The organism is Devosia sp. 1566 (assembly GCF_004005995.1).
Lineage (GTDB): Bacteria > Pseudomonadota > Alphaproteobacteria > Rhizobiales > Devosiaceae > Devosia.
In genome coordinates this window covers 3364218-3383813 of the sequence record NZ_CP034767.1, presented here as the reverse complement: position 1 = coordinate 3383813, position 19596 = coordinate 3364218, and the positions used below count along the sequence as shown (strand labels likewise).

General features: G+C 58.3%; 16 protein-coding genes. 9 read left to right on the top strand and 7 right to left on the bottom strand.

Annotated elements, in window-relative coordinates; genetic code table 11:
* Window positions 1-1085: 1085 nt before the first annotated feature.
* The 5 genes from ELX51_RS16135 to ELX51_RS16115 are packed head-to-tail and all read right to left on the bottom strand — an operon-like array spanning window position 1086 to window position 6271.
* Window positions 1086-1991: a nucleoside hydrolase gene (locus ELX51_RS16135; RefSeq protein WP_127754476.1), complete on the bottom strand. Its 906-nt coding sequence runs from the start codon at window positions 1989-1991 to the stop codon at window positions 1086-1088.
* Window positions 1991-2980: a TIM barrel protein gene (locus ELX51_RS16130; protein WP_127754475.1), complete on the bottom strand. Its 990-nt coding sequence runs from the start codon at window positions 2978-2980 to the stop codon at window positions 1991-1993. Before ELX51_RS16130 ends, ELX51_RS16135 begins: the two co-directional genes overlap by 1 nt.
* Complete coding sequence (gene glpK / locus ELX51_RS16125; protein WP_164854898.1) at window positions 2977-4476, bottom strand: glycerol kinase GlpK; 1500 nt, start codon at window positions 4474-4476, stop codon at window positions 2977-2979. Before glpK ends, ELX51_RS16130 begins: the two co-directional genes overlap by 4 nt.
* Entirely contained in the window at window positions 4473-5432 is a 960-nt protein-coding gene (locus ELX51_RS16120; protein WP_127754473.1) for a transketolase C-terminal domain-containing protein, read from the bottom strand. Before ELX51_RS16120 ends, glpK begins: the two co-directional genes overlap by 4 nt.
* On the bottom strand, window positions 5432-6271 hold the full coding sequence (locus ELX51_RS16115) for a transketolase (RefSeq protein WP_348983121.1): 840 nt from the start codon (window positions 6269-6271) through the stop codon (window positions 5432-5434). The genes ELX51_RS16120 and ELX51_RS16115 overlap by 1 nt, the downstream gene beginning before the upstream one ends.
* 235 nt (window positions 6272-6506) lie before the next feature.
* On the opposite strand from ELX51_RS16115, the gene ELX51_RS16110 reads away from it, so the two are divergent.
* The 7 genes from ELX51_RS16110 (at window position 6507) to ELX51_RS16080 (ending at window position 15084) form a co-directional block, all read left to right on the top strand.
* Entirely contained in the window at window positions 6507-7334 is an 828-nt protein-coding gene (locus ELX51_RS16110; protein ID WP_248305150.1) for a DeoR/GlpR family DNA-binding transcription regulator, read from the top strand.
* 418 nt (window positions 7335-7752) lie between these two features.
* Window positions 7753-9000, top strand: a complete 1248-nt coding sequence (locus tag ELX51_RS16105) for an extracellular solute-binding protein (RefSeq protein ID WP_127754472.1) — start codon at window positions 7753-7755, stop codon at window positions 8998-9000.
* Between the two features lie 68 nt (window positions 9001-9068).
* Complete coding sequence (locus ELX51_RS16100; protein WP_127754471.1) at window positions 9069-9968, top strand: sugar ABC transporter permease; 900 nt, start codon at window positions 9069-9071, stop codon at window positions 9966-9968.
* Window positions 9965-10840: a carbohydrate ABC transporter permease gene (locus ELX51_RS16095; protein WP_127754470.1), complete on the top strand. Its 876-nt coding sequence runs from the start codon at window positions 9965-9967 to the stop codon at window positions 10838-10840. The genes ELX51_RS16100 and ELX51_RS16095 overlap by 4 nt, the downstream gene beginning before the upstream one ends.
* Window positions 10841-10880: 40 nt before the next feature.
* Window positions 10881-12392: a DUF5060 domain-containing protein gene (locus ELX51_RS16090; protein ID WP_127755337.1), complete on the top strand. Its 1512-nt coding sequence runs from the start codon at window positions 10881-10883 to the stop codon at window positions 12390-12392.
* A gap of 1 nt (window position 12393) precedes the next feature.
* Complete coding sequence (gene ugpC / locus ELX51_RS16085; protein ID WP_127754469.1) at window positions 12394-13461, top strand: sn-glycerol-3-phosphate ABC transporter ATP-binding protein UgpC; 1068 nt, start codon at window positions 12394-12396, stop codon at window positions 13459-13461.
* Window positions 13462-13578: 117 nt separating this feature from the next.
* Window positions 13579-15084: a DUF5060 domain-containing protein gene (locus ELX51_RS16080; protein WP_127754468.1), complete on the top strand. Its 1506-nt coding sequence runs from the start codon at window positions 13579-13581 to the stop codon at window positions 15082-15084.
* Window positions 15085-15650: 566 nt separating this feature from the next.
* On the opposite strand, the gene ELX51_RS16075 is transcribed toward ELX51_RS16080, so the two are convergent.
* On the bottom strand, window positions 15651-16406 hold the full coding sequence (locus ELX51_RS16075) for an SDR family oxidoreductase (protein ID WP_127754467.1): 756 nt from the start codon (window positions 16404-16406) through the stop codon (window positions 15651-15653).
* Window positions 16407-16527: 121 nt separating this feature from the next.
* Between ELX51_RS16075 and ELX51_RS16070 the strand changes: the two genes are divergently transcribed.
* A complete protein-coding gene (locus tag ELX51_RS16070) occupies window positions 16528-17454 on the top strand; it encodes a LysR family transcriptional regulator (protein WP_127754466.1) in 927 nt (308 codons plus the stop codon).
* A 591-nt stretch (window positions 17455-18045) separates the two neighbouring features.
* On the opposite strand, the gene ELX51_RS16065 is transcribed toward ELX51_RS16070, so the two are convergent.
* Window positions 18046-18429 (bottom strand): nuclear transport factor 2 family protein, encoded by a 384-nt coding sequence (locus ELX51_RS16065; RefSeq protein ID WP_127754465.1) that lies wholly within the window; start codon window positions 18427-18429, stop codon window positions 18046-18048.
* Window positions 18430-18548: 119 nt separating this feature from the next.
* Here ELX51_RS16065 and ELX51_RS16060 point away from each other — a divergent pair, with 119 nt between their 5' ends.
* Window positions 18549-18893, top strand: coding sequence for a helix-turn-helix domain-containing protein (locus ELX51_RS16060; protein ID WP_127755336.1), 345 nt, complete (start codon window positions 18549-18551; stop codon window positions 18891-18893).
* Window positions 18894-19596 lie beyond the last annotated feature (703 nt).

Here is a 19596-nt window from a genome sequence, read left to right as displayed (position 1 = left end):
GGCGGGCAATCGCCGGCCACCTGGAAGCAGGAGAACTGTGTTCTCAATTAGCGTACCCGCCCACATTGGTCTTGATTTACATCAACAAAAACCACATAACTTGAGCGTCCCAATCGCCTTTGGTCAGTACCAGTGGGCGGCGCAACTAGCTCTGGTCATTTTGTGGAATTGCAGGCGGCGCGCCGAAGGTGGTTGATACGGGGCGGTAAGAGTCCACCGTGGAAATCGTCCCGCCATTTATTGACGGCCTGAGCATCGGCGCTGTCGGGGATTTCGTGGACCCGCCTAGGTTCAATAACCAGGGCGAAAATCTCAGCGTAGGTGAAGGGCAGCTTTCGCCACTGCCTCCGCGCGGTAGCCACCCCATTGGCGAAACGGGGGAGGGGACTGCTGTCGACCCCATTTCCGTCGTTTAAAGGGGCTTTCGCTTTCCTAATAGCAGACGTTGTGCCGAGGGTTGCGGATCTCAAACATGAATCGCCGGCTGGCTGCTGCTGTGTGTTCTTTTGCTCCTCGATCGGGCGCTGCCGAACTGTCCGCTTCTGTATGCATCAGACGCCCAAAAACCATATCGTCGTAGAAGACGAACCTTCATTGCAATGACAATTGAGGACCTTGTTCAGGATTTAGTCTGGTCAGTCGATGGCAGCGCTGACATAGAAGCCGATCGGTTCATTGTTCTGGCGGGATGCAGCCCAATGCCCGCCCTGCTCGACATCAATCTTGGCCCAACCTCGGGTGGGTGATGGCAAATAGTGGCTTCGTACTCGTAGCTCGCGACCAGAAGAACAGTGGTTTGTTGCGCCGCCTTTGTCCTTCCATGTTATCACTTCGACAGGAGCTGAACGACGCCTTCAGTTCGACCTCGAGCGGGACGATGGAGGCGTGAGCTCGAGCTTCCTCCGCACTATACCTAAGAAAACCAAGCGCGTGCGTTTACGTGTTTTGCCGGCAGGGGCTCGTCAGACGGATCTGACGAGTGTGCTTCCAGGTGCCGGTAGCAGGAGCCACCATCCTCGTTGAATGGTGCGCGGAACGTTTGATGGTGACACCGGCACGTCGCCCATACTGGAAGTGGCATCGCATTAGCCGAAATTCGCTAAGCCCTGAACGCCCCGGTTAAAGCGGGCGAGCTTGGCGTAGAAGTCCTCAAGGATATAGCGCACGTCGATGGTGTCGTAGACCTTGATCGGACGGTTCTGGCCGTTGTGGATGTAGTGCATCTGGGGCGAGAACTCAGGCGCTGGCCGCCATTCTGACACGCCACCCATTGGGTTGAGAATGACGGAAAGGGCAGGCGTGTCGCCAAGCGAGCGGTGCTCGATCGGCCCTTGGTGCACGCGCAGATTCCACTCGATCAACTGGTCAACGAGGTATTTGCCGACAGCTCCTTTGTCCTCGCAGCGCTCCTGCAACTCGGCATAGCTGACGGCCATCATGCGATAAACGGTGGAGGGGATCTGCCAGACTTGTATTTTGGAGCGCATGACGACATTTGCCGCAGCGATGTCGTTCATCAAATTGAACTCGCGGCCCCCTGAGGGCCAAACGCCGCCGCCAATCCAGACGCAGATTACTTGGCGTTCGTTAAGGCGTGGTTCCATGAGCAGGGCCGAGGCCATGTCGGTCAGCGGTCCAAGGAAGGCAACATAGAGCGGGCGGTCGTCATCGCGCATGGCCTGATCAATAATGAGCTGGGCGCCGGGGGAGGGCACCGGCGTGTTCTCGTCGGGCAGGGCTTTGGCAGCGCCATCAGCGACCGGGATGCGGCCAGAAAGGTTCATGAGCTCCAGGAGATGATCAATCTCGATCCGGCTGTCCTGCATCGATGTCTTGGAGCGATGATCGCCAAAATGAGCCGCGATGATGCCATGGAAATCAAAAGTGGGGGTCAATAGGGCATGAACGATGGTGAACTGGTCGTCGGCCTCGTTCTTGGCATCGGTGTTGAGAATAAGACGCGCACGCTTGTTGAAGGGAAGATTGCTCATCACTGCTCTCCCATTGCGCTGAACAGGGCCTTCTGCGCGATCTTGAGCGCCCCGATGGCATCATGGCGGCTTTGGGCTTCCTGCAGCGCATCCGTGTCGAGGCGATCGAGGCCCCGTGCGGCAGCCTTGAGAAAATCGATTGCATGGGTTGCCGTGGCAACGCTGTCTTCGCGGAAGGGGAACTGGTCAAGCTGCCAGACGCCGTTCCAGTTGTTTTTCTTGAGCACATAGAAGAACTCAAAGAGTTCTATGGGATGGAGGCTGCCAGCCACGAGGTCGTCATCCCAGGAGCGGTAGTTGTCATTTACGTCCATACCGAAAAGTCGGCCGTGATCTATCGCGAGCTGGGCTGAGTCAGCCGCAGATTCGCCGCCCATGATGGCGTGGCCGAAATCGAGGAGAATGCCGACGTTTGGCAGGCCGATCTTTTCGATGCCAAGGATGGTGCGGGCGACAGAGCCAAAGCTCATGCGCACGCGGGGTTCGCGCGGTTTGTATTCGATGACGAATTTGAGGTCCGGGTTTTCACTTGCGAGCTGGCCAACGCCGTCGAGCGAGCGCTGCCACTGGGTTGAGTAATCAACTTGGAATGGATAGTCCCAGCCGTCCTGGCCGGGCCAGAGTTTGACATAGTCGGCCTTGTGGAAGCGCACGACATCGCAGGCCGCGGTGATCAACTCGTGGGCCTTGCGGCGGATGCCGGCGTCGGGATTGGTGAAGGCGCCCTTGACGAAGTCGCGGGTGTAGATCTCCGGGGTTATGCCGATGACGCCGAGATTGTTGCGATCGAGCGCCGCCTTGATCTGCGTGTCGGAGAATTCGCCGCCGAAATAGGGCCAGTTGAGGTCGACGACGGACAGGTCCTTGACCTGGCCGGCCAGATCGATGGCCTCGATGATGTTGCGCGGCGTGCCGTAGCCGTCGGTGGCGTAGCGATCGAGATAGGTGGCAAAGTGCCAGATGCCTGCTCCAAAGCGGGGCGTGGTCATTGGGTTCCTCCGGGATTTTGTTGATTGGTTTTGCCGGTCGCCAGCGTCTGTCCAATGGCTGCGTGCCAGCGGCAGAGATGGGTCGCGCGTGTGTCGGGGGCTATGTCCGGGGCGAACTGCGCGGCGGCGGGCACGCCAGGCAGAGCAATGCCGAGGGCCGAGAAGGCGAGGGCAGCGGCACCCAGTGCGCTGACTTCGGGAGCGGCAGCGGCGACAACCGGCCGACCCAGAATGTCGGCCTGAAACTGCATCAGGACTGCATTGCGGGAAGCGCCGCCATCCGCCCGCAATTCGCCCAAAGGAGAGCCCATGTCAGCTTCCATGGCGGCATAAACATCGCGGACCTGGAAGGCGATGGCTTCAAGGGCGGCACGGGCGAGGTGCGCGGGCTTGGTGCCAAGGGTCAGGCCGGTGATGGTGCCGCGGGCGTCGGCGCGCCAGTAGGGGGCGCCAAGGCCCACCAGGGCCGGCACAAAGACCACGCCATTGCTGTCGGGAACGGTTTGGGCGAGCGCCGACAGCGCGGCGGCGTCGCCGATCCCCAAGAGCTCGGCCGCAAACGCGGCAGCCTGACCGGAAACGGAGATATTGCCTTCGAGCGCGTGTTGGACGGCGCCGTCCAGGCTCCAGGCGATGGTGCTGGAAATCCCATGGTGCGAGCTGAGGCGGCCGGGCGTCAGCGCCATCAGCGAGGTGCCCGTGCCATAGGTGGCCTTGGCCGTGCCTGGTGTGCGCACGCCGTGGCCGAAGAGGGCTGCGTGGGAGTCCCCGATCATGGCTTGTATGGGAACGCCGGCTGGGAGAGCGGTGGCCCCCGCGGCGAGAAAGCCGAACTGTGCATTAGAGGAGCGCACCTCGGGGAGCAGCGGAAGTGGCACGCCAAAGAGGTCGCACAGCTCGGCGTCCCATTGCAGGGTCTGGGTATTGAAGAGCTGGGTGCGCGAGGCGTTGGAATGATCAGTGGCGTGGACTGCGCCGCCCGAAAGGTTCCAGAGGAGCCAGCTATCGACGGTACCGGCGCGGAGCTTGCCCTTCTCGGCGCGTCTGCGGGCGTCGGGCACATTGTCGAGCAACCAGCCGATCTTGCCCGCCGGAAACAGGGGATCGAGCGACAGTCCGGTCTTTGACTCGATCGTCTCCGCATGCCCGGCGGCCTGCAACGCCTCGCAGGTCGGAGCTGATCGGCGGCATTGCCAAATGATGCAGGGGCCGATGGGTTCGCCCGTTGCAGCGTCCCAGACGATGATAGACTCGCGCTGGTTGGAGATACCGATCGCCGCAATAGAAGGGTCACCAGCTTTGGCGATGACCTCTGCAATGACTTGGTCGACGCCTTCAACCAGCCCGGTAGCGGATTGCTCGGCCCAGCCGGGCTGAGGATAGGTCACGATGTTTGGCACAGACGCCTGGTGCAGCACTTGGCCGGTGGCGTCCACCAGGAGGGCCTTGGTGTTGGTGGTGCCCTGGTCTATGGCGAGGATCAACTCGCCCGTCATTTCTTGCGCGCGACCGTCTGGCGAACGGCATCCGCGATGCCGGCTTCGTTCAGTCCAAAATGGTCGAACAGCCATTCGGCCGAGCCGGTGGGCACAAAGCCCGGGAAGCCCAGGATGCGCATGGGGACCGGATTGGTGGTGGAAACGATCTCGGCGACTGCGCCGCCAAGCCCGCCACGGACGGAATGCTCTTCCACTGTAACAATAGCGCCGGTGGCGGCGGCCTCGGCGATGGCGGTTTCGTCGAGCGGGTTTACCGTTGCCATGTTGACCACGCGGGTGGAAATGCCTTCGGCAGCAAGGGTTCTGGCTGCGGCGACGGCCCGGTGCACCGTGGTGCCGTTGGCGATAATGGCCGCGTCGTGACCGTCCAGTAGCGTCTCCGCCTTCCCGATCTCGAAGCGTGCACCAGCCGGGCGCTCCAGCGCGGGAACGGCCATGCGGCTGACGCGAACAAAAACCGGGCCATCAAAGGCTGCTGCGGCCTTGATGGCTTCGGCGGTCTGCCAAGGATCGGCGGGTACGATGAGCTGGAGATTGTTGAAAAGGCGCAGCCAGGCGAGATCTTCTATGGAGTGGTGCGTCGGGCCGAGTTCGCCGTAAGCGACGCCGCTCGACTGCCCGATCAGCTTCACGTTGACATTGCTATAGGCGATATCCGCCTTGACCTGTTCCATTGCCCGCCCGGTGATGAAGCACGAGGCGGCGGAAACAAACGGTATCTTGCCGCCATTGGCAAGGCCCGCGCCGACGGCGACCAGGGTCTGCTCGGCAATGCCGACATTGACCATGCGCTCGGGAAACTTCTTGCGGAAGCCGCCCAGCTTGGAGGAGCCGACGCTGTCGCTGACGACTGTGACGATGCGCGGATCGGCTTCTGCCAGTGCCTCGATGGTAGCGGCAAAGCTGTCGCGGCAATCGAAGTAGCCATCTTTCTTGGAAGGGGCAGCACTCATCAGACCAGCTCCACTAAGGCTTGTTCGTATTGTTCTTTCGTGGGCACGCCATGATGCCAAGAGACGTTGTCGTGCATGAAGCTTACGCCCTTGCCCTTGAACGTGTTGGCGATCACGCAAAGCGGTTTGGCGCGGCCCTTGGGTGAGGCCGACAGCACGTCGAGCAACTGCCGGTAGTCGTGGCCGTCGACCACTTCCACATGCCAGCCAAAGGCGCGCCATTTGTCGTCGAGCGGATCAAGCGATGCGGTTTCCTCGGTGCCGGCGCCCTGTTGCAGGCGGTTGCGGTCAACGATCAGCGTCAGGTTTTCGAGCTTGCGGTGGGCGGCGGTGAGCGCCGATTCCCAATTGCTGCCTTCCTGGAGTTCGCCGTCGCCGGTCAGCACGAATGTGCGGTAGTCGGCACCATCGATCTGGCCGGCGATGGCAATGCCGGTCGCGACGGGCAGGCCATGACCCAGGGGGCCAGTGTTGGTTTCAACGCCCGGCAAATAATTGCGGTTGGGATGGCCGTTCAGCTTGGAGAGCGGCTGCATGTAGGTGGAAAGGTCGGCTTGGGGGAAGTAGCCGGCTGCTGCGAGGACGGAGTAGAAGGCGCCGGTGCAATGGCCCTTGCTCATGACGAAACGGTCGCGGCCGGGGTCTCGGGGCGACTTGGGATCGTAGCGCATAATGCCGAAGTAGAGCGTGGCCAGGATGTCGGTGGCGCTGAAGTCGCCGCCGGGGTGACCGAGCTGGGCTTCATAGACCATCTGGAAGCTGCGGCGACGAATCCACAGGGCCCTTTGCGCAATGGCGCCTACGAGATCATTCGTGAGCGGCGTAGTGGGTGATAGCAAGGCAGCCTCTCAGGCGGTACGTGGAGCGGGTTGCTTGAAGCCCCTTCTAGTTCAATCACTATCGTTCGGATTGCGGTCGTGCAATGACAAAATCCTCGATTTCTTTCGTTTTGCCTTTCGATTGTGGCGATCTTAATGTGCTTTGTGCTGCTTTTGGCTGTTCAAACGTATTGTAACTAGCACTGCTCTGCATGATCTAACGCTATGATGGCTGTACCGCCAAGGAGGCTAATAGGTGCCAAAAATCGACGCAGGCCACAAAGGTAAAGGAGATGTCCAAGCAGGCAGTCGGCCGCAATTGTTGGCTGAGCCCCGACGCATGCGCATCCTTGAGTGGCTGCAGGAAGAGGGCAGCGCACGCGTGCGGGACCTCTCGGCCGCGTTCGGCGTTTCCGAGGCGACAATCCGCCAAGACCTGGAGAGGCTGGACCGAGATGGCTTCATCACCCGAGAGCATGGAGGCGCATACCTGAAATCCGTTCCTCAGCAGGTTCAATCCATGACTTTGCAGCATGTTCAGAACATGGACAGGAAGCGCGCTATTGGTGTCGCGGCAGCAGCACTGGTGTCGGACAGTGATACTCTGATAATAGACTCGGGAACAACAACGACCCAGTTCGCCGAGAATCTGAAGTCGCGGCACGATCTCAACATCATCACCAATGCCCTAAACATAGCGCTGATCTTGGGTGCGATTCCCACCAACACGGTTCATATGCCAGCTGGGCAGTTCAAGGCACCGACGCTGTCGCTAAGCGGTGAGAAGTCCGTGGAGTTCTTCGTAGGGATATATGCGCAGAAGCTGTTTCTCGCGACGGCGGGCGTGTCCTTCGATGTGGGGCTGACCTATCCCGCAATCGGGGACATCTACGTCAAGCGGGCGATGATCAAAGCAGCTTCGCAGGTCTATTTGCTGGCCGATTCGACTAAGATCGGAAAGGTATCCTTCTCGGCCCTGGGTGGCGTCGAACTGGTCAACACTTTGATCACAGACGAAGGCATCTCGGACGAAGATCGTGCCCAATTCGAGAAGCGCGGCGTGCATGTTCTAATTGCACAATAGGGGCGCTCCAACGGAGTAAGAACCTAAGCCCTGCCCGAGCTCCAACCTGGTCGCCGGAGCGGACCCGTTTTATGGATAGTCAGCTTTGGGCTTAGGTAAATGGCTTCCTCGACCAATTGCACCTCCTCAGGCACCGGCGCCGGCAGCGCGGCACGGGCGCAATAACTACGCCTTCTTGGCTATGCCGGTGATCCGTTAACTTGGGAGCGCTCAGTCACTGCCCAGGAGTGCAGCGGCTCGTCGACAGTGGCCTGGTTGAGAGAAATAGTTTGTTGGTCGAGAACATCTGCCGTGTGACCGACTGAACATCTCGCACTTATACCGCGGAATTGCGCAAAAATCGAAACTATTTGACATTCGTTTGGTGTGCTTGCATGTTCCTTCGTCGAGGGGTCAATACCTCCGGGAGGAATGCAACATGGCTAAATTTGTACGAGCGCTCGCGCTTAGCACCGCACTGACCTGCTTAGCAGGTGCCGCGTACGCGCAGGACCAGCGGCTGACTATTTGGACGATCAGCTACCAGGCTGAAAAGCAGGTGAATGCTCTCAAGAGCATTGAAGAAACATTCGAGGCCTCGCACCCGGGTGTCGACGTTGAGATCGTGATGCGGGGTACTGACGAGCACAAAACGTCACTGCGGGTGGCGGCTGGATCTAATACCGGACCGGACATTTACATGAGCTGGGCTGGGCTGGGGCTGGGCGGCGAGTACGTTAAGGCAGGTCTGAGTAGAGACATGTCCAAGTACTATGATCAGTACGGCTGGGAAGAGCGCCTGTCGGCTCCGTCCCTTGCATTCAATAGTGCTTTTGCTGAAGGCAAGCACGGTATCCCGTTCCGGTTCTCGGGTGAAGGCATTTATTACAACAAGGATCTCTTCGAGAAAGCGGGGATAACGGCGCCGCCAACCACATACGACGAGTTGGTCGAAGTTGCTGAGAAGCTAAAGCAGGCAGGCATTGCTCCTATCACGTTCGGTGGAACCGTCAATTGGCATGTGATGCGGCTTATGGACATGCTGCTTGAAGCGAAGTGCGGTGCGGAGACCCATGACGCATTGACGAGCATGGAGGCAGACTGGAGCTCGACGCCATGTGCCACGGAAGCGTTCGCCGAAATGAAAAAATGGGGGGAGAACTATATTCTCTCGCCTTTCATGGGCATTGATGAGCCTCAGTCAAACCAGCTGTATTATGCCGGCCGTGCGGCGATGGCACTGCAGGGCGATTGGTTCGTGAATCAGCTCGCCGAGAACACTTCGGATGTAAACGACTTTGGCGTGTTCAAACTGCCGACTGGAACTGGCCGACTTTATGGTTTCGCTGAATATTGGTACATCTCCTCCAAGGCAGACAATCCAGATCTAGCTGCAGAGTTCTTGGATTTCTTTACGTCGGACGAGTTACAGGACCAAATCAAAGGCTCGTTTGGCGCGTTGTCCGTGAACACCAACGTTCAGGTTGCCGAGGATGCGCCAGCTATGTATCGAGACTGGTTGGCTCTTTTCGAAGGCGCGACCGGTACCTTCGTCAACGGGGATCAGGCTTTCCCGCTAGACGTCACAACCGAGTACTTCCGCGTGATCAATGAAGTCGCGTCAGGCAACATGGAGGCGGATGCCGCTGCCGCTGCCATGCAGACCTTCATCGGCAACCGCGGCTGAGCTTTGATGCTTGCGTCTGGGGTCTGCGGCAATCCTTTGCTGTGGACCCCGTACCATCGGACTTCCAAATGACATCACCTAAGCTGTTCAGTTCGCCTCGGACGCAGGCCGCCATGCTCATGGGTCCGGCTATACTCGTCTACGCCACTTTCGCCATCTGGCCCATCATCGAGGTGATCTTCCTGAGCTTTCAAAGTTGGGACGGGCTGTCGGCCGACCGAGCATGGATCGGTGTCGAGAACTACCGACGCATCTTCACGGAAGATCCCGTTTTCTGGGCAGCCTTCAGGAACACGGTGATCTGGACCGTCATGTCCGTAATCTTTCCGCCGGTGCTCGGACTGCTGCTTGCCCTTGGTTTGAATGAAAACCTGTTCGGTCGGGTCCCGCTTCGAGCCATCTACTACTTGCCAGTCATTGTTGCTCCCATTGCGGTCGCAACGATGTGGCGGTGGATGTACGATCCGTTCTTCGGGCTCTTCAATCAGATCTTGACCTCCTGGGGAATGACAGGATTGATTCAGGACTGGCTGGGCGACCGCAAAGTCGCGCTCTATTCCATGTTCGTTGCCTACACTTGGCAGCATGTCGGATTTTCGATGGTCCTGTTTCTGGCAGGACTGCAGAACGTTGACCGCTCCCTGGTGGAAGCGGCACGCATTGATGGATGCAACCGTTGGCAGGGCTTCGTCCACGTGACACTGCCGGCTCTCATGACGACGATCACCATCGTACTGGTGCTTTCGACCATCTCCTCGCTGAAAGCCTTCGACATCGTCTATGGCATGACAGGGGGCGGCCCCGCTCAGTCCACGCAGATGTTGGCACTTTGGGCGTTCACGCAATCCATGCAGATCTTCAACTTCGGGAGGGGCTCGGCCATTTCGGTGATCCTTCTTCTTATTACGTTGGCTGTCATCATCCCATACCTTCGCTGGTCCCAGCGACGTGAGGAGGCTTCGCGATGACCTCGATCATCTCCAGCCTGGAGGATGCGGAAGCTCCCGCCAAGCGTCGCGACCCACTTCTCATCGTGCTCTGGATCGTTCTGGTCTCGGTGGCCCTAATTTGGGTGGCGCCCTTCGTCTTCATCGTTTTCACGGCTCTCAAGACCAATCCCGAGATCATGTCCACGTCGGCCTTCGCACCGCCGGAGACCATGCGCTTCGAGAACTTCGCGGGTGCATGGGAGCGGGGTAACTTCTCGACCACTTTCCGCAACAGCTTCATTATCACTCTGATCAAGGTGCCGTTGGGTCTCGTAATCTCAGCCATGGCGGCCTATGCCCTAGCTCGCATCGATCTGGGGCGTATCGGCAAGTTCCTCCTCGTCTTCGTACTCTTTGGCGCGATGATCCCGTTCCAGGTGATGCTGGCGCCGATCTTCACGCTGGTGAACGGATTGGGCCTCATCAACAGCTACCCTGGGGTGATCCTTGCGTATCTCGCGTTTGGTGTGCCGTACCAGGTCTTCATCCTGCACGGCTTCTTCAGGGCTGTGCCGAAGGAGATTTCCGAGGCTGCCTTGATAGATGGTGCATCCCACTTCACAGTCTTCCGCAGAATTTTCTTACCGATCTCCCTGCCAGTGCTTGCTGCCTTACTTATCCTTGATTTTGTTTCTACCTGGAACGAGTTTGGAATGGCGTTGGTCCTTTTGCAGGACCCAAAGATGTGGACGCTTCCACTCGGGCTGATGTCCTTCCAGGGGCAGTTCTCGCGTGATTATGCCCAACTCAATTCAGCCATCGTGATGACCGTGTTTCCAGCGATACTCGTCTACATGATCTTCCAGCGCTACTTCGTCAGCGGGCTCACGTCCGGCGCCGTGAAGGGATAAGCCATTGATCTCGCAAAAGCACTCAGCCCCCACGGTTCCGGTGTGGGACGTTTTCGAGACGGTTGCCCGCGGGCCCGCCGAGGGAAATCCCTATCTTGATGTGCAGCTGGAAGCAACCTTCTCCCTTGGCAATCGTCTCGTTCGAGTCTGGGGGTTCTACGATGGCAACGGCAAGTACGTGGTGCGTTTCTGCCCTGACGTCGAAGGCGAATGGAAGTTCGAGTTACATTCGAACGCCGTTGAACTGGATGGTTTAGTGGGAGGCTTTGTTGCGGTGCCGCCGCGTGCTGGGGTGCACGGTCCGGTCCGAGCCCGCAACCAATTTCACTTCGCCTACGCTGATGAGACGCCATTTCTACCGTTCGGCACAACTTGCTATGCGTGGACACATCAAACTGCCGAGTTGCAGGAGAAAACGCTTCAGACCCTCTCTAGTAGTCCATTCAACAAGATTCGGATGGGCATTTTCCCCAAAGACTACATCTACAACACCAACGAACCACTGCACCACGTGTTCGAGCGAACGGTGGACGGCACCCACGATATGGACCGGCCCAATTTCGAGTGCTTCAGACACTTCGAGAGACAGGTAGGCCGCTTGAGCGAACTCGGCATCGAAGCGGATGTTATCTTGTTCCACCCATATGACCGGTGGGGCTATTGTACCATGACGGAGGAGCAGGACCTTCGTTATCTTAGATATGTGGTTGCTCGACTTTCAAGTTACCGGAATGTCTGGTGGTCCCTCGCCAACGAGTATGATTTCCTCCTTGATCAAAAGCCCATGGGCCTTTGGGACCGCTTCTTCCAGCTTATCGAGGAGGGGGATCCGCTCCGTCACCTCAAATCGATTCACAATGGAGCCGCCGACAAGAACTACGACCACCGCAAGCCTTGGGTAACCCACGTCTGCATTCAGAATTGGGATGTTCGGAAGACCGAGCAGTGGCGAGACGCCTACGGCAAACCCGTCGTCAATGATGAACCAGAGTACGAGGGCGATATACCCAAGCTTTGGGGAAACATCGACGCCAAGAGCTTGGTCGATCGGTACTGGTGTACGCTCAGCCGTGGCGGCTATATCGGCCATGGCGAGAGTTATCTCAACGCCGAAGATGAGCTTTGGTGGTCCAAGGGCGGAGTGCTCAAAGGAGAGGCGCCAGCAAGGATTGCCTTCGCACGCCAGATATTCCTCGAGGATGTAAAGAACGGGTTCGAGCCGCTTACAGGCTTAAGCGAGAGCTTCCACGTACGGATCTCCGGTGTTCAGGATGCGGACGTCCGCATCATCTATTTCTCGGAGCATCAGCCCAGGGAATTTGCGGAAGGGCTGCCCGAAGAGGACGGCGACTGGGAGATCGATCTCATCGACGTTTGGAACATGACGGTCACATCTCTACCAAGAGCCGACTTGCCGCGCGTTCATCCGCAACGGGTGAGTGGCGGCGCAAAGGTCTCGAACCAGGCCAATGCGGCTTTCGGGCTAAAGCTGCCGGGAAAACCTTACCAAGCCGTGCGAGTACGTGCACGCAAGGACCGTAGGAGGTCATAAGATGGCACCAATATCGATCAGGGGCGTGCAAAAGGCATACGGAGCGCAGCAGGTCATCCATGGTGTCGACATCGATATCGCGGATGGAGAGTTCGTCATCCTCGTGGGTCCTTCGGGCTGCGGCAAGTCCACGCTCCTCAGGATGATAGCCGGGCTCGAGGAGATATCGGAGGGCCGCGTGGATATTGGCGGGAGGGTGGTGAACGCCCTCTCCCCCAAGGAGCGGAACATCGCGATGGTGTTCCAGAACTATGCTTTGTACCCGCAGATGACGGTCGCCCAGAACCTGGCGTTCTCCCTTGAAATCGCGGGCATGAAGAAGCCGGAGATCCGCCGGAAGGTCGAAGAGGCGGCGGAAATCCTGAGCCTCACCCCTCTGCTGGGTCGCAAGCCTTCCCAGCTTTCCGGAGGCCAGCGCCAGCGTGTCGCAATGGGGCGCGCGATCGTGCGCGACCCCGATGTATTCCTGTTCGACGAGCCCTTGTCTAACCTCGACGCCAAGCTCCGCGTGCAGATGCGCGCGGAGATCAAGGCCCTCCACCAACGGCTCGAGTCGACCATCGTCTACGTCACGCATGACCAGATCGAGGCCATGACGATGGCCGACAAGATCGTTGTGATGAACGCCGGCAGGGTCGAGCAGTTCGGCTCGCCACTGGACCTGTACGACAGACCGGTGAACATGTTCGTGGCCGGTTTCCTCGGATCCCCATCCATGAATTTCATCGGCGGGCAATCCGAAGCGGGTGGTCTGCGCGCCAAGGACGGCACATTGCTCGATCTGGGCACGATCCCTCTCGACGGCCAGGGCAAGGCCTTGGTCTACGGCATCAGGCCCGAGCACCTGGAGATCGTGTCCGAGGGGGGGCGCATGGCGAAGGTGCTGCTCGTCGAACCCACGGGTGCGGAGACGCACATCGTCCTGGAAGTTGCTGGGACGGAGATGACGGGCGTGTTCAAGGACCGCCTCGACGTACGCCCCGGGCAAACCCTGCAGATCGCTTTTGCGCCGGGCAAGGGCCATCTGTTCATGCAGGAGGGTGGCCGACGATTGGAAGGTTCACCGTAGGGTTTGCAGGCTCTCCCGAACAGGGCCGCGATGGGATCGGCCTGTCGACCGCTGCAGAGCGCATTTCGATCTACTACTCGGGACTGCCCAAGCGCAGCGAGGTTCAAGAGGAAGTATATGACAACAATTGCCCAGTGGGATGTTTTCGAGGTCGCGCTGAACGGCCCATCGGAAGGCAATCCGTTCCTCGAGGTTGCCCTCGAGGCGATGTTCCAGCAGCACGGGCGTGTCGTTCGAGTGCCGGGCTTTTACGACGGCGAAGGGGTCTACCGCATTCGCTTCATGCCCGACAATATCGGGGATTGGACATATTTAACGCGATCCAGTGCCCCGGACCTGGACGGTAAGACCGGAAGTTTGAGGGTCTCCGAACCGCATCCTGGCTGCCACGGTCCTGTCCGGGTAGCCAACCGTTTCCATTTCGCCCACGCGGACGGTACGCCGTTTCTGCCATTCGGCACCACGTGCTACGCCTGGACGCACCAGCCCCTCCCCGAACAGGAGAAGACGCTTGCGACGTTGAGCAAAACGCGTTTCAACAAGATGCGAATGGGGGTATTTCCCAAGGACTACCCCTACAACGTCAACGAAGCGTTGCATGACGTATACCAGCGAGATGGTTTGGGAGAGCTGGACTTCGACCGTCCAAACCCAGAGAGCTTCCGGCACTTTGAGAAGCAGGTGAAGGCGCTCGGCGACCTGGGCATCCAGGCCGATATCATCATGCTCCACCCATATGATCGTTGGGGCTACAGCGACATGAACGAGCAACAGGATTACCGGTATTTTGCGTATCTTACGGCCCGTCTTTCCGCCTACCACAATGTCTGGTGGTCGTTGGCCAACGAGTATGATTTTCTGCTTGATACCAAACCCCTGCACCAGTGGGACCGTTACTTCCACATCATCGAGGAAAACGATCCCTATGGACATCTTCGCTCGATCCACAACGGTGATCTGGAGGCTAACTACGACCATCGTAAGGCTTGGGTGACCCACGTATGCATCCAGAACTGGGACGTGAAGCGTACTGGGGAATGGCGCTTGGCATATGGCAAGCCCGTCGTGAACGACGAACCGGAGTATGAAGGCAATATCATCCAAAGCTGGGGCAACATAACAGCTGAGGAGTTGACCCACCGGTTCTGGACCACCACGATGCGTGGGGGCTACGCAGGACATGGCGAGACGTTCTCCCATCCCGAAGATCTTATCTGGTGGGCAAAGGGCGGTGAGCTGCGCGGCCAAGCTTGGAAGCGAATAGGCTTCTTGCGGGAGGTATTGGAGCAAAGCACGCAAGACGGCTTTGAGCCGATCGACCCGGCAATGAGCTTCCCATGGAACCGCATCTCTGGGGCTCGTGACGGTGACACAACGATCATCTACTTCGGCGAGCACCAGCCGGTGATCTGGGCTACCGGCCTGCCGCAGGACAACGGCAAGTACGAGGTGGATCTTATAGACACCTGGAACATGACTGTGGTTCCGGCGCGTATCATCAACGCCCCGGAAAACCATCCGACCCGACACGGTACCCATTTCCAACCCCGCAAGCCCGATGCAGCGTTCGCTGTCGAATTGCCCGGGCTACCCCACTTAGCTATTAGGGTGCGCCCCGCGTGAAGTTGGGCTCGTCAGGAAGACTACAAAGAGGCTTAGTTCTGCCGCCACCGGCGTTTGCGCCGCGGGTTAAACGAACCTCATCAGTCCCTATGTTGGTCGGGTCTCCGCCAGTTCGCACAAGACAGTATTCACGCCAAATGAGCGCTTTCTTTTTTTGCGGCATGCAGCAGACGTCCGCTTATGCGTGTCAGCGAATAAAAGCTGTCAGTCTTCAAACCACCCCAGAGTTGAAGTGGGGCAAGGGACTGCTGCCGACCCCATTTCTGCCGTTCGAGCCCACTTTGCAGCTACCGATAAGCGGACGGCATTCGGCATCAGCCTAGCAGCACTGTAGTTGCTGCTGAACGTATTGCTGGAGAGCAGCATGGTCACAGCAGTCGACATACAAATACGTCAGCTAGCCACCGGGTCGTCTTTCATTGCAGAGGCGTGGAGGTCGGCTGGGCCAATCGATTCCGTACAGCATCGCGGTCTCACCTTCAGACACTGATGTCACACTAGTCAACGTGTCGCTTTTACCGGCAAGCCGTAAAGGCGAGGACGCCTAGAGACGTGGACCACTGCCACTAAATCTGCGCCAATCCACCATCGACAAACAGGTCCGCGCCGTTCACGAAGCTCGCCTCGTCTGAGGCGAGGAACAACACGGCCCTGGCAATTTCCTCGGGCTCACCAATGCGACCGAGCGGGATTTGGCTGGCCAGATGATCGAGCATGCTCTGCTGGGCCGTCGCATCAGGGCCAGCAAGATCGACTAGGCCAGGCGTCCGGACTGGGCCGGGGCTTACGACATTAATGCGAATGCCGCGGTCCTTGACGTCGAGGATCCAGCTGCGAGCAAAATTGCGAATGGCGGCTTTGGATGCGCTGTAAACGCTGAAAGCCGCGGTGCCCATGATGCTGGTAGTCGAACTAGTCAGAACGATAGAGGCGTTATCGGCCAGAAGCGGAAGAGCTTTTTGCACCGTGAAGAGCACGCCCTTAACATTCCGGTTAAACGTATCGTCGAAGTCCCCTTCATTAATTTCGCCAAGAGACTGCATCGCGCCACCACCGGCGTTAGCGAACAATATGTCGATCCGGCCTTTATGCGCTTTTATACTATCGAAAAGCTGATCAAGGTCTTTCATGTTGGAAGAGTCCGCCTGAATGCCAACAGCGTTGTCGCCGATCGCGGCTACTGCGGCGTCGAGTTCTGCCTGTCGACGGCCGGTAATAAATACGAACGCGCCTTCCTGTGCTAAGGCCTTTGCGGTCGCGAAGCCTATGCCAGATGTGCCGCCTGTTATGACAGCGATTTTTGCGTCAAATCTCTGGTGCATGATAAATCCAGTCCTTAGGGTAAGTTCTGGGCAGGATTTAGAGCCGCCTTCCTATTGCTTAAAGATCGTAGTTTTGATTTCATTATGCACGGTCATGCATAGTCAGAATTAACTTGGACTCATGGATCAGCTTCTGGCACTTCGAACTTTCGTGCGCATCGTCGAGGCCGGCACATTCGCCAAAGCTGCCGACCAACTCAACCTACCGCGGTCAACGGCAAGCAAGCTGATCGCTGACCTTGAGGCCTCTCTCGGCACGAAGCTGATCCAGCGGACAACCCGCAAAGTCGCCGTGACTCCAGAGGGCGCCGCATATTATGAACGCTCCAATCGGCTGATCGCCGAACTGGAGGACATGAATGCGGCGGTGAGGCTAAACCAGGCGCAGCCGAAGGGTCGACTGAGGATCGATATCGTATCGCAGTTGGCAAATTGCGTACTGATCCCCGCATTGCCGCAGTTCCGCGACCTTTATCCCGATATCGAACTCTATTTGGGTATCAGTGATCGCCCAGTTGACCTAATTGGCGAAGGCGTGGATTGCGTCATCCGTGGCGGTGAATTGGGTGACACCTCACTGATCGCTCGCAAGATCGGCGAGCTTGATTATGTGACCTGCGCCAGCGCCCGCTATATTGAACGCCATGGCATCCCCAAGCACCCGTCCGATCTTGATCGGGGGCATGTCAGCCTGAACTATTTCTCGTCGCTAACGTCTAAGCCTTTTCCGATGCTCTTTCACCGGAGCGGCGAGGAAATCGAAACAGGCGGCGACGCACAGGTGGCCGTCAATGAAATCACTGCCCATTTGACGGCAATCAAGGCTGGCCTCGGCATCGGCCAGACGTTCGGTGTTATGGCGCAACCTTTTATCGAGGACGGAAGCTTGATACCGCTTCTCACAGATTGGACGCGGCCGCTGCATCCTCTCCATGTCGTTTATCCGCCCAACCGGCACCTGAATGCTAAATTGAGAATATTCGTGGACTGGGTGTCCGAAGTGTTCAAGGCTCGCGGTTCCAAGTTAGTTATGACCGAAGAAGAATAGCGCACGCCGGCATAGGCAGTGTACACTTTTGAACGCGAGCCCAGTCTTAATTACCAAAAGCAGGCATAAAAATGCCGGAACGTAGCGATCCCATTTCTATCGTTCCAGGCTAACTTGTGGTTTCCCGAGAAGCCGCCGTTCGTATGAATGGGAGCCATACAACGTACATCTCTGTTCCGTGAAGCTTTGTTGCGGAGAGCAGGCGAGCGTACGCCCCACGTCACGTTGTGGCAATGAAACCTGACGCAAGAAAAGGGCATTGTGACGCACCCCTGACTTAGCCAACGACGTCCGGGGCCGTTTGCAGATCGAGCGCCGTCGTCGGGCAGCTAACACCTAACTGTTCAACGATGCCGCCGGCGACCTACTCTATTGGCGCCTTCTCATCACCAGTGAACGCTCTGACAGCCGCTTTATCGATGGCTTAGTCAATGTTATTATTGCCGGGCTTCTCTCTGCAATCGTTAGATAGCACAGGATTCTTCAAGCCATGGGCAACTGGATCTCAGCTTTTCCACTCGGGAAAACTAAAGCAGACCTTCCGCAACCCACCCCAAAGGGGCGGTCCGGAGCCGAACCGGAATGCCGCTCTCATCGCCGCAGGCGCTTGGCTGCGGCACCGTCGTCGCAAATGTGCAAGCGAACCTCCACCAGCTTGCTTCCAGCAAACAGAAACTGCTCGGCCAAATGGATTGTCCCGGCAGAACCGACCAGACCTGCGCGAATGGTGGCGAACACGATATCCCCATCACCGTACACTCCAAGCAGCTCAAAGCGCTCGAAGTCATAGAACGCCCGCACCGCGGGATAGAACTTCTGAAACTCACCTAATCCCCGATATGTCCCCCCGAAGGGCAGGGACGCTGGTTCATGCATGATCAGGTCATCGTCGAAACGATCGGGGTAGTCCTCGAGGCGCCTCTTTGAACTGATCATTTCCTGGATGAACGCCTTGTTCTCGTCGGTTAAGCTCATATGGCAGCACTCCCGATTTCCGCCATCTCTGGCCGCTGTGTTGGCAAACTGAGTGATGCGGCGGGCACAAACAAGTACGCACAAGTTTGGCTGCGAGTACCATTCTTGAAAGTAATGCGATGCGCTGGAAGCGGTCTGAGCAGAGAACGGGATGCCCGATAGAGGCAACCCTTTCCGTTGTGGGCGGGGTGTGGAAGCCACTGATTTTCTATGCACTGCTGAGCGGACGACGTCGCTTTGGCGCACTTCACCATCTGGTCCCCGGATCGACACCGAGGATGCTGACGCTGCAGCTGCGAGAGTTGGAGGCGGACGGAGTCGTCGTCAGGACCGTCTTCGCCGAAGTTCCTTCCAGGGTCGAATACGAACTAAGCCCGCGGGGCCATTCCCTGGAGCCCGTCCTCGCCGGGCTGCATGAATGGGGGATCCTGTATCGTCGGCAACTGCAACCCCCGGAGGAGTAGCATCCATTTGCCAGGACCTGGCCGCCCGTTGTGCGGCTGGTCGGCTTATTGGGCTCGTGTGGGCACAGCAATGAGCTGTACCAGCGCCGCCGACAGTGACAGGAAAGTGCGTCTGAGCATTATGCCCTCCTCTTGCCTGATGAACGACTATCCGTGTCGTGAGCTGACCATGCGCGCCATGACGCCGGCGAAGCGAGGGTCAGCGTCCGCCCGGTCCATGCACGGGCGAACAGCAAGCCGGCCATGAATGTGAGATGGTTGATGAAAAACCCCACCTGCATCGGGTTCCCCGGCCAAGAGGGGGCCCGTAGAATGCAAAGCCGAGGAACAGAACATAAAGGCCTGCCAACGCCGCCGCCTCCCGGAAAAAGGCACCTGTCAAGAAACCGAGGACAAGACCAAGCTGACGAGCAGCGCTTTTCCAAGCAGGGACAAGAATGGAGTGCAGAGCAGAGACTTCCGCCTGTGCCAGCGCACGTCTCACAAGGCCCGAGTATGCCGGGCCTTCTCATAGAGCGGCAGCTTCTGAAACGTGGCCCCCGGAATCTGCCAGTCCGCTACCCACCCCGTTCCTGCCGATGCAGGCCGTGAGGCACAAAGGCAGGGAATGGGCCACAGCAGACAGGCTGCTAAGCCAGCTCGACTGCAAGGGTTATGACAAAGCTTAGGTGGTCTCTTTCGGTACGGTTCCGTAAGACGTTCT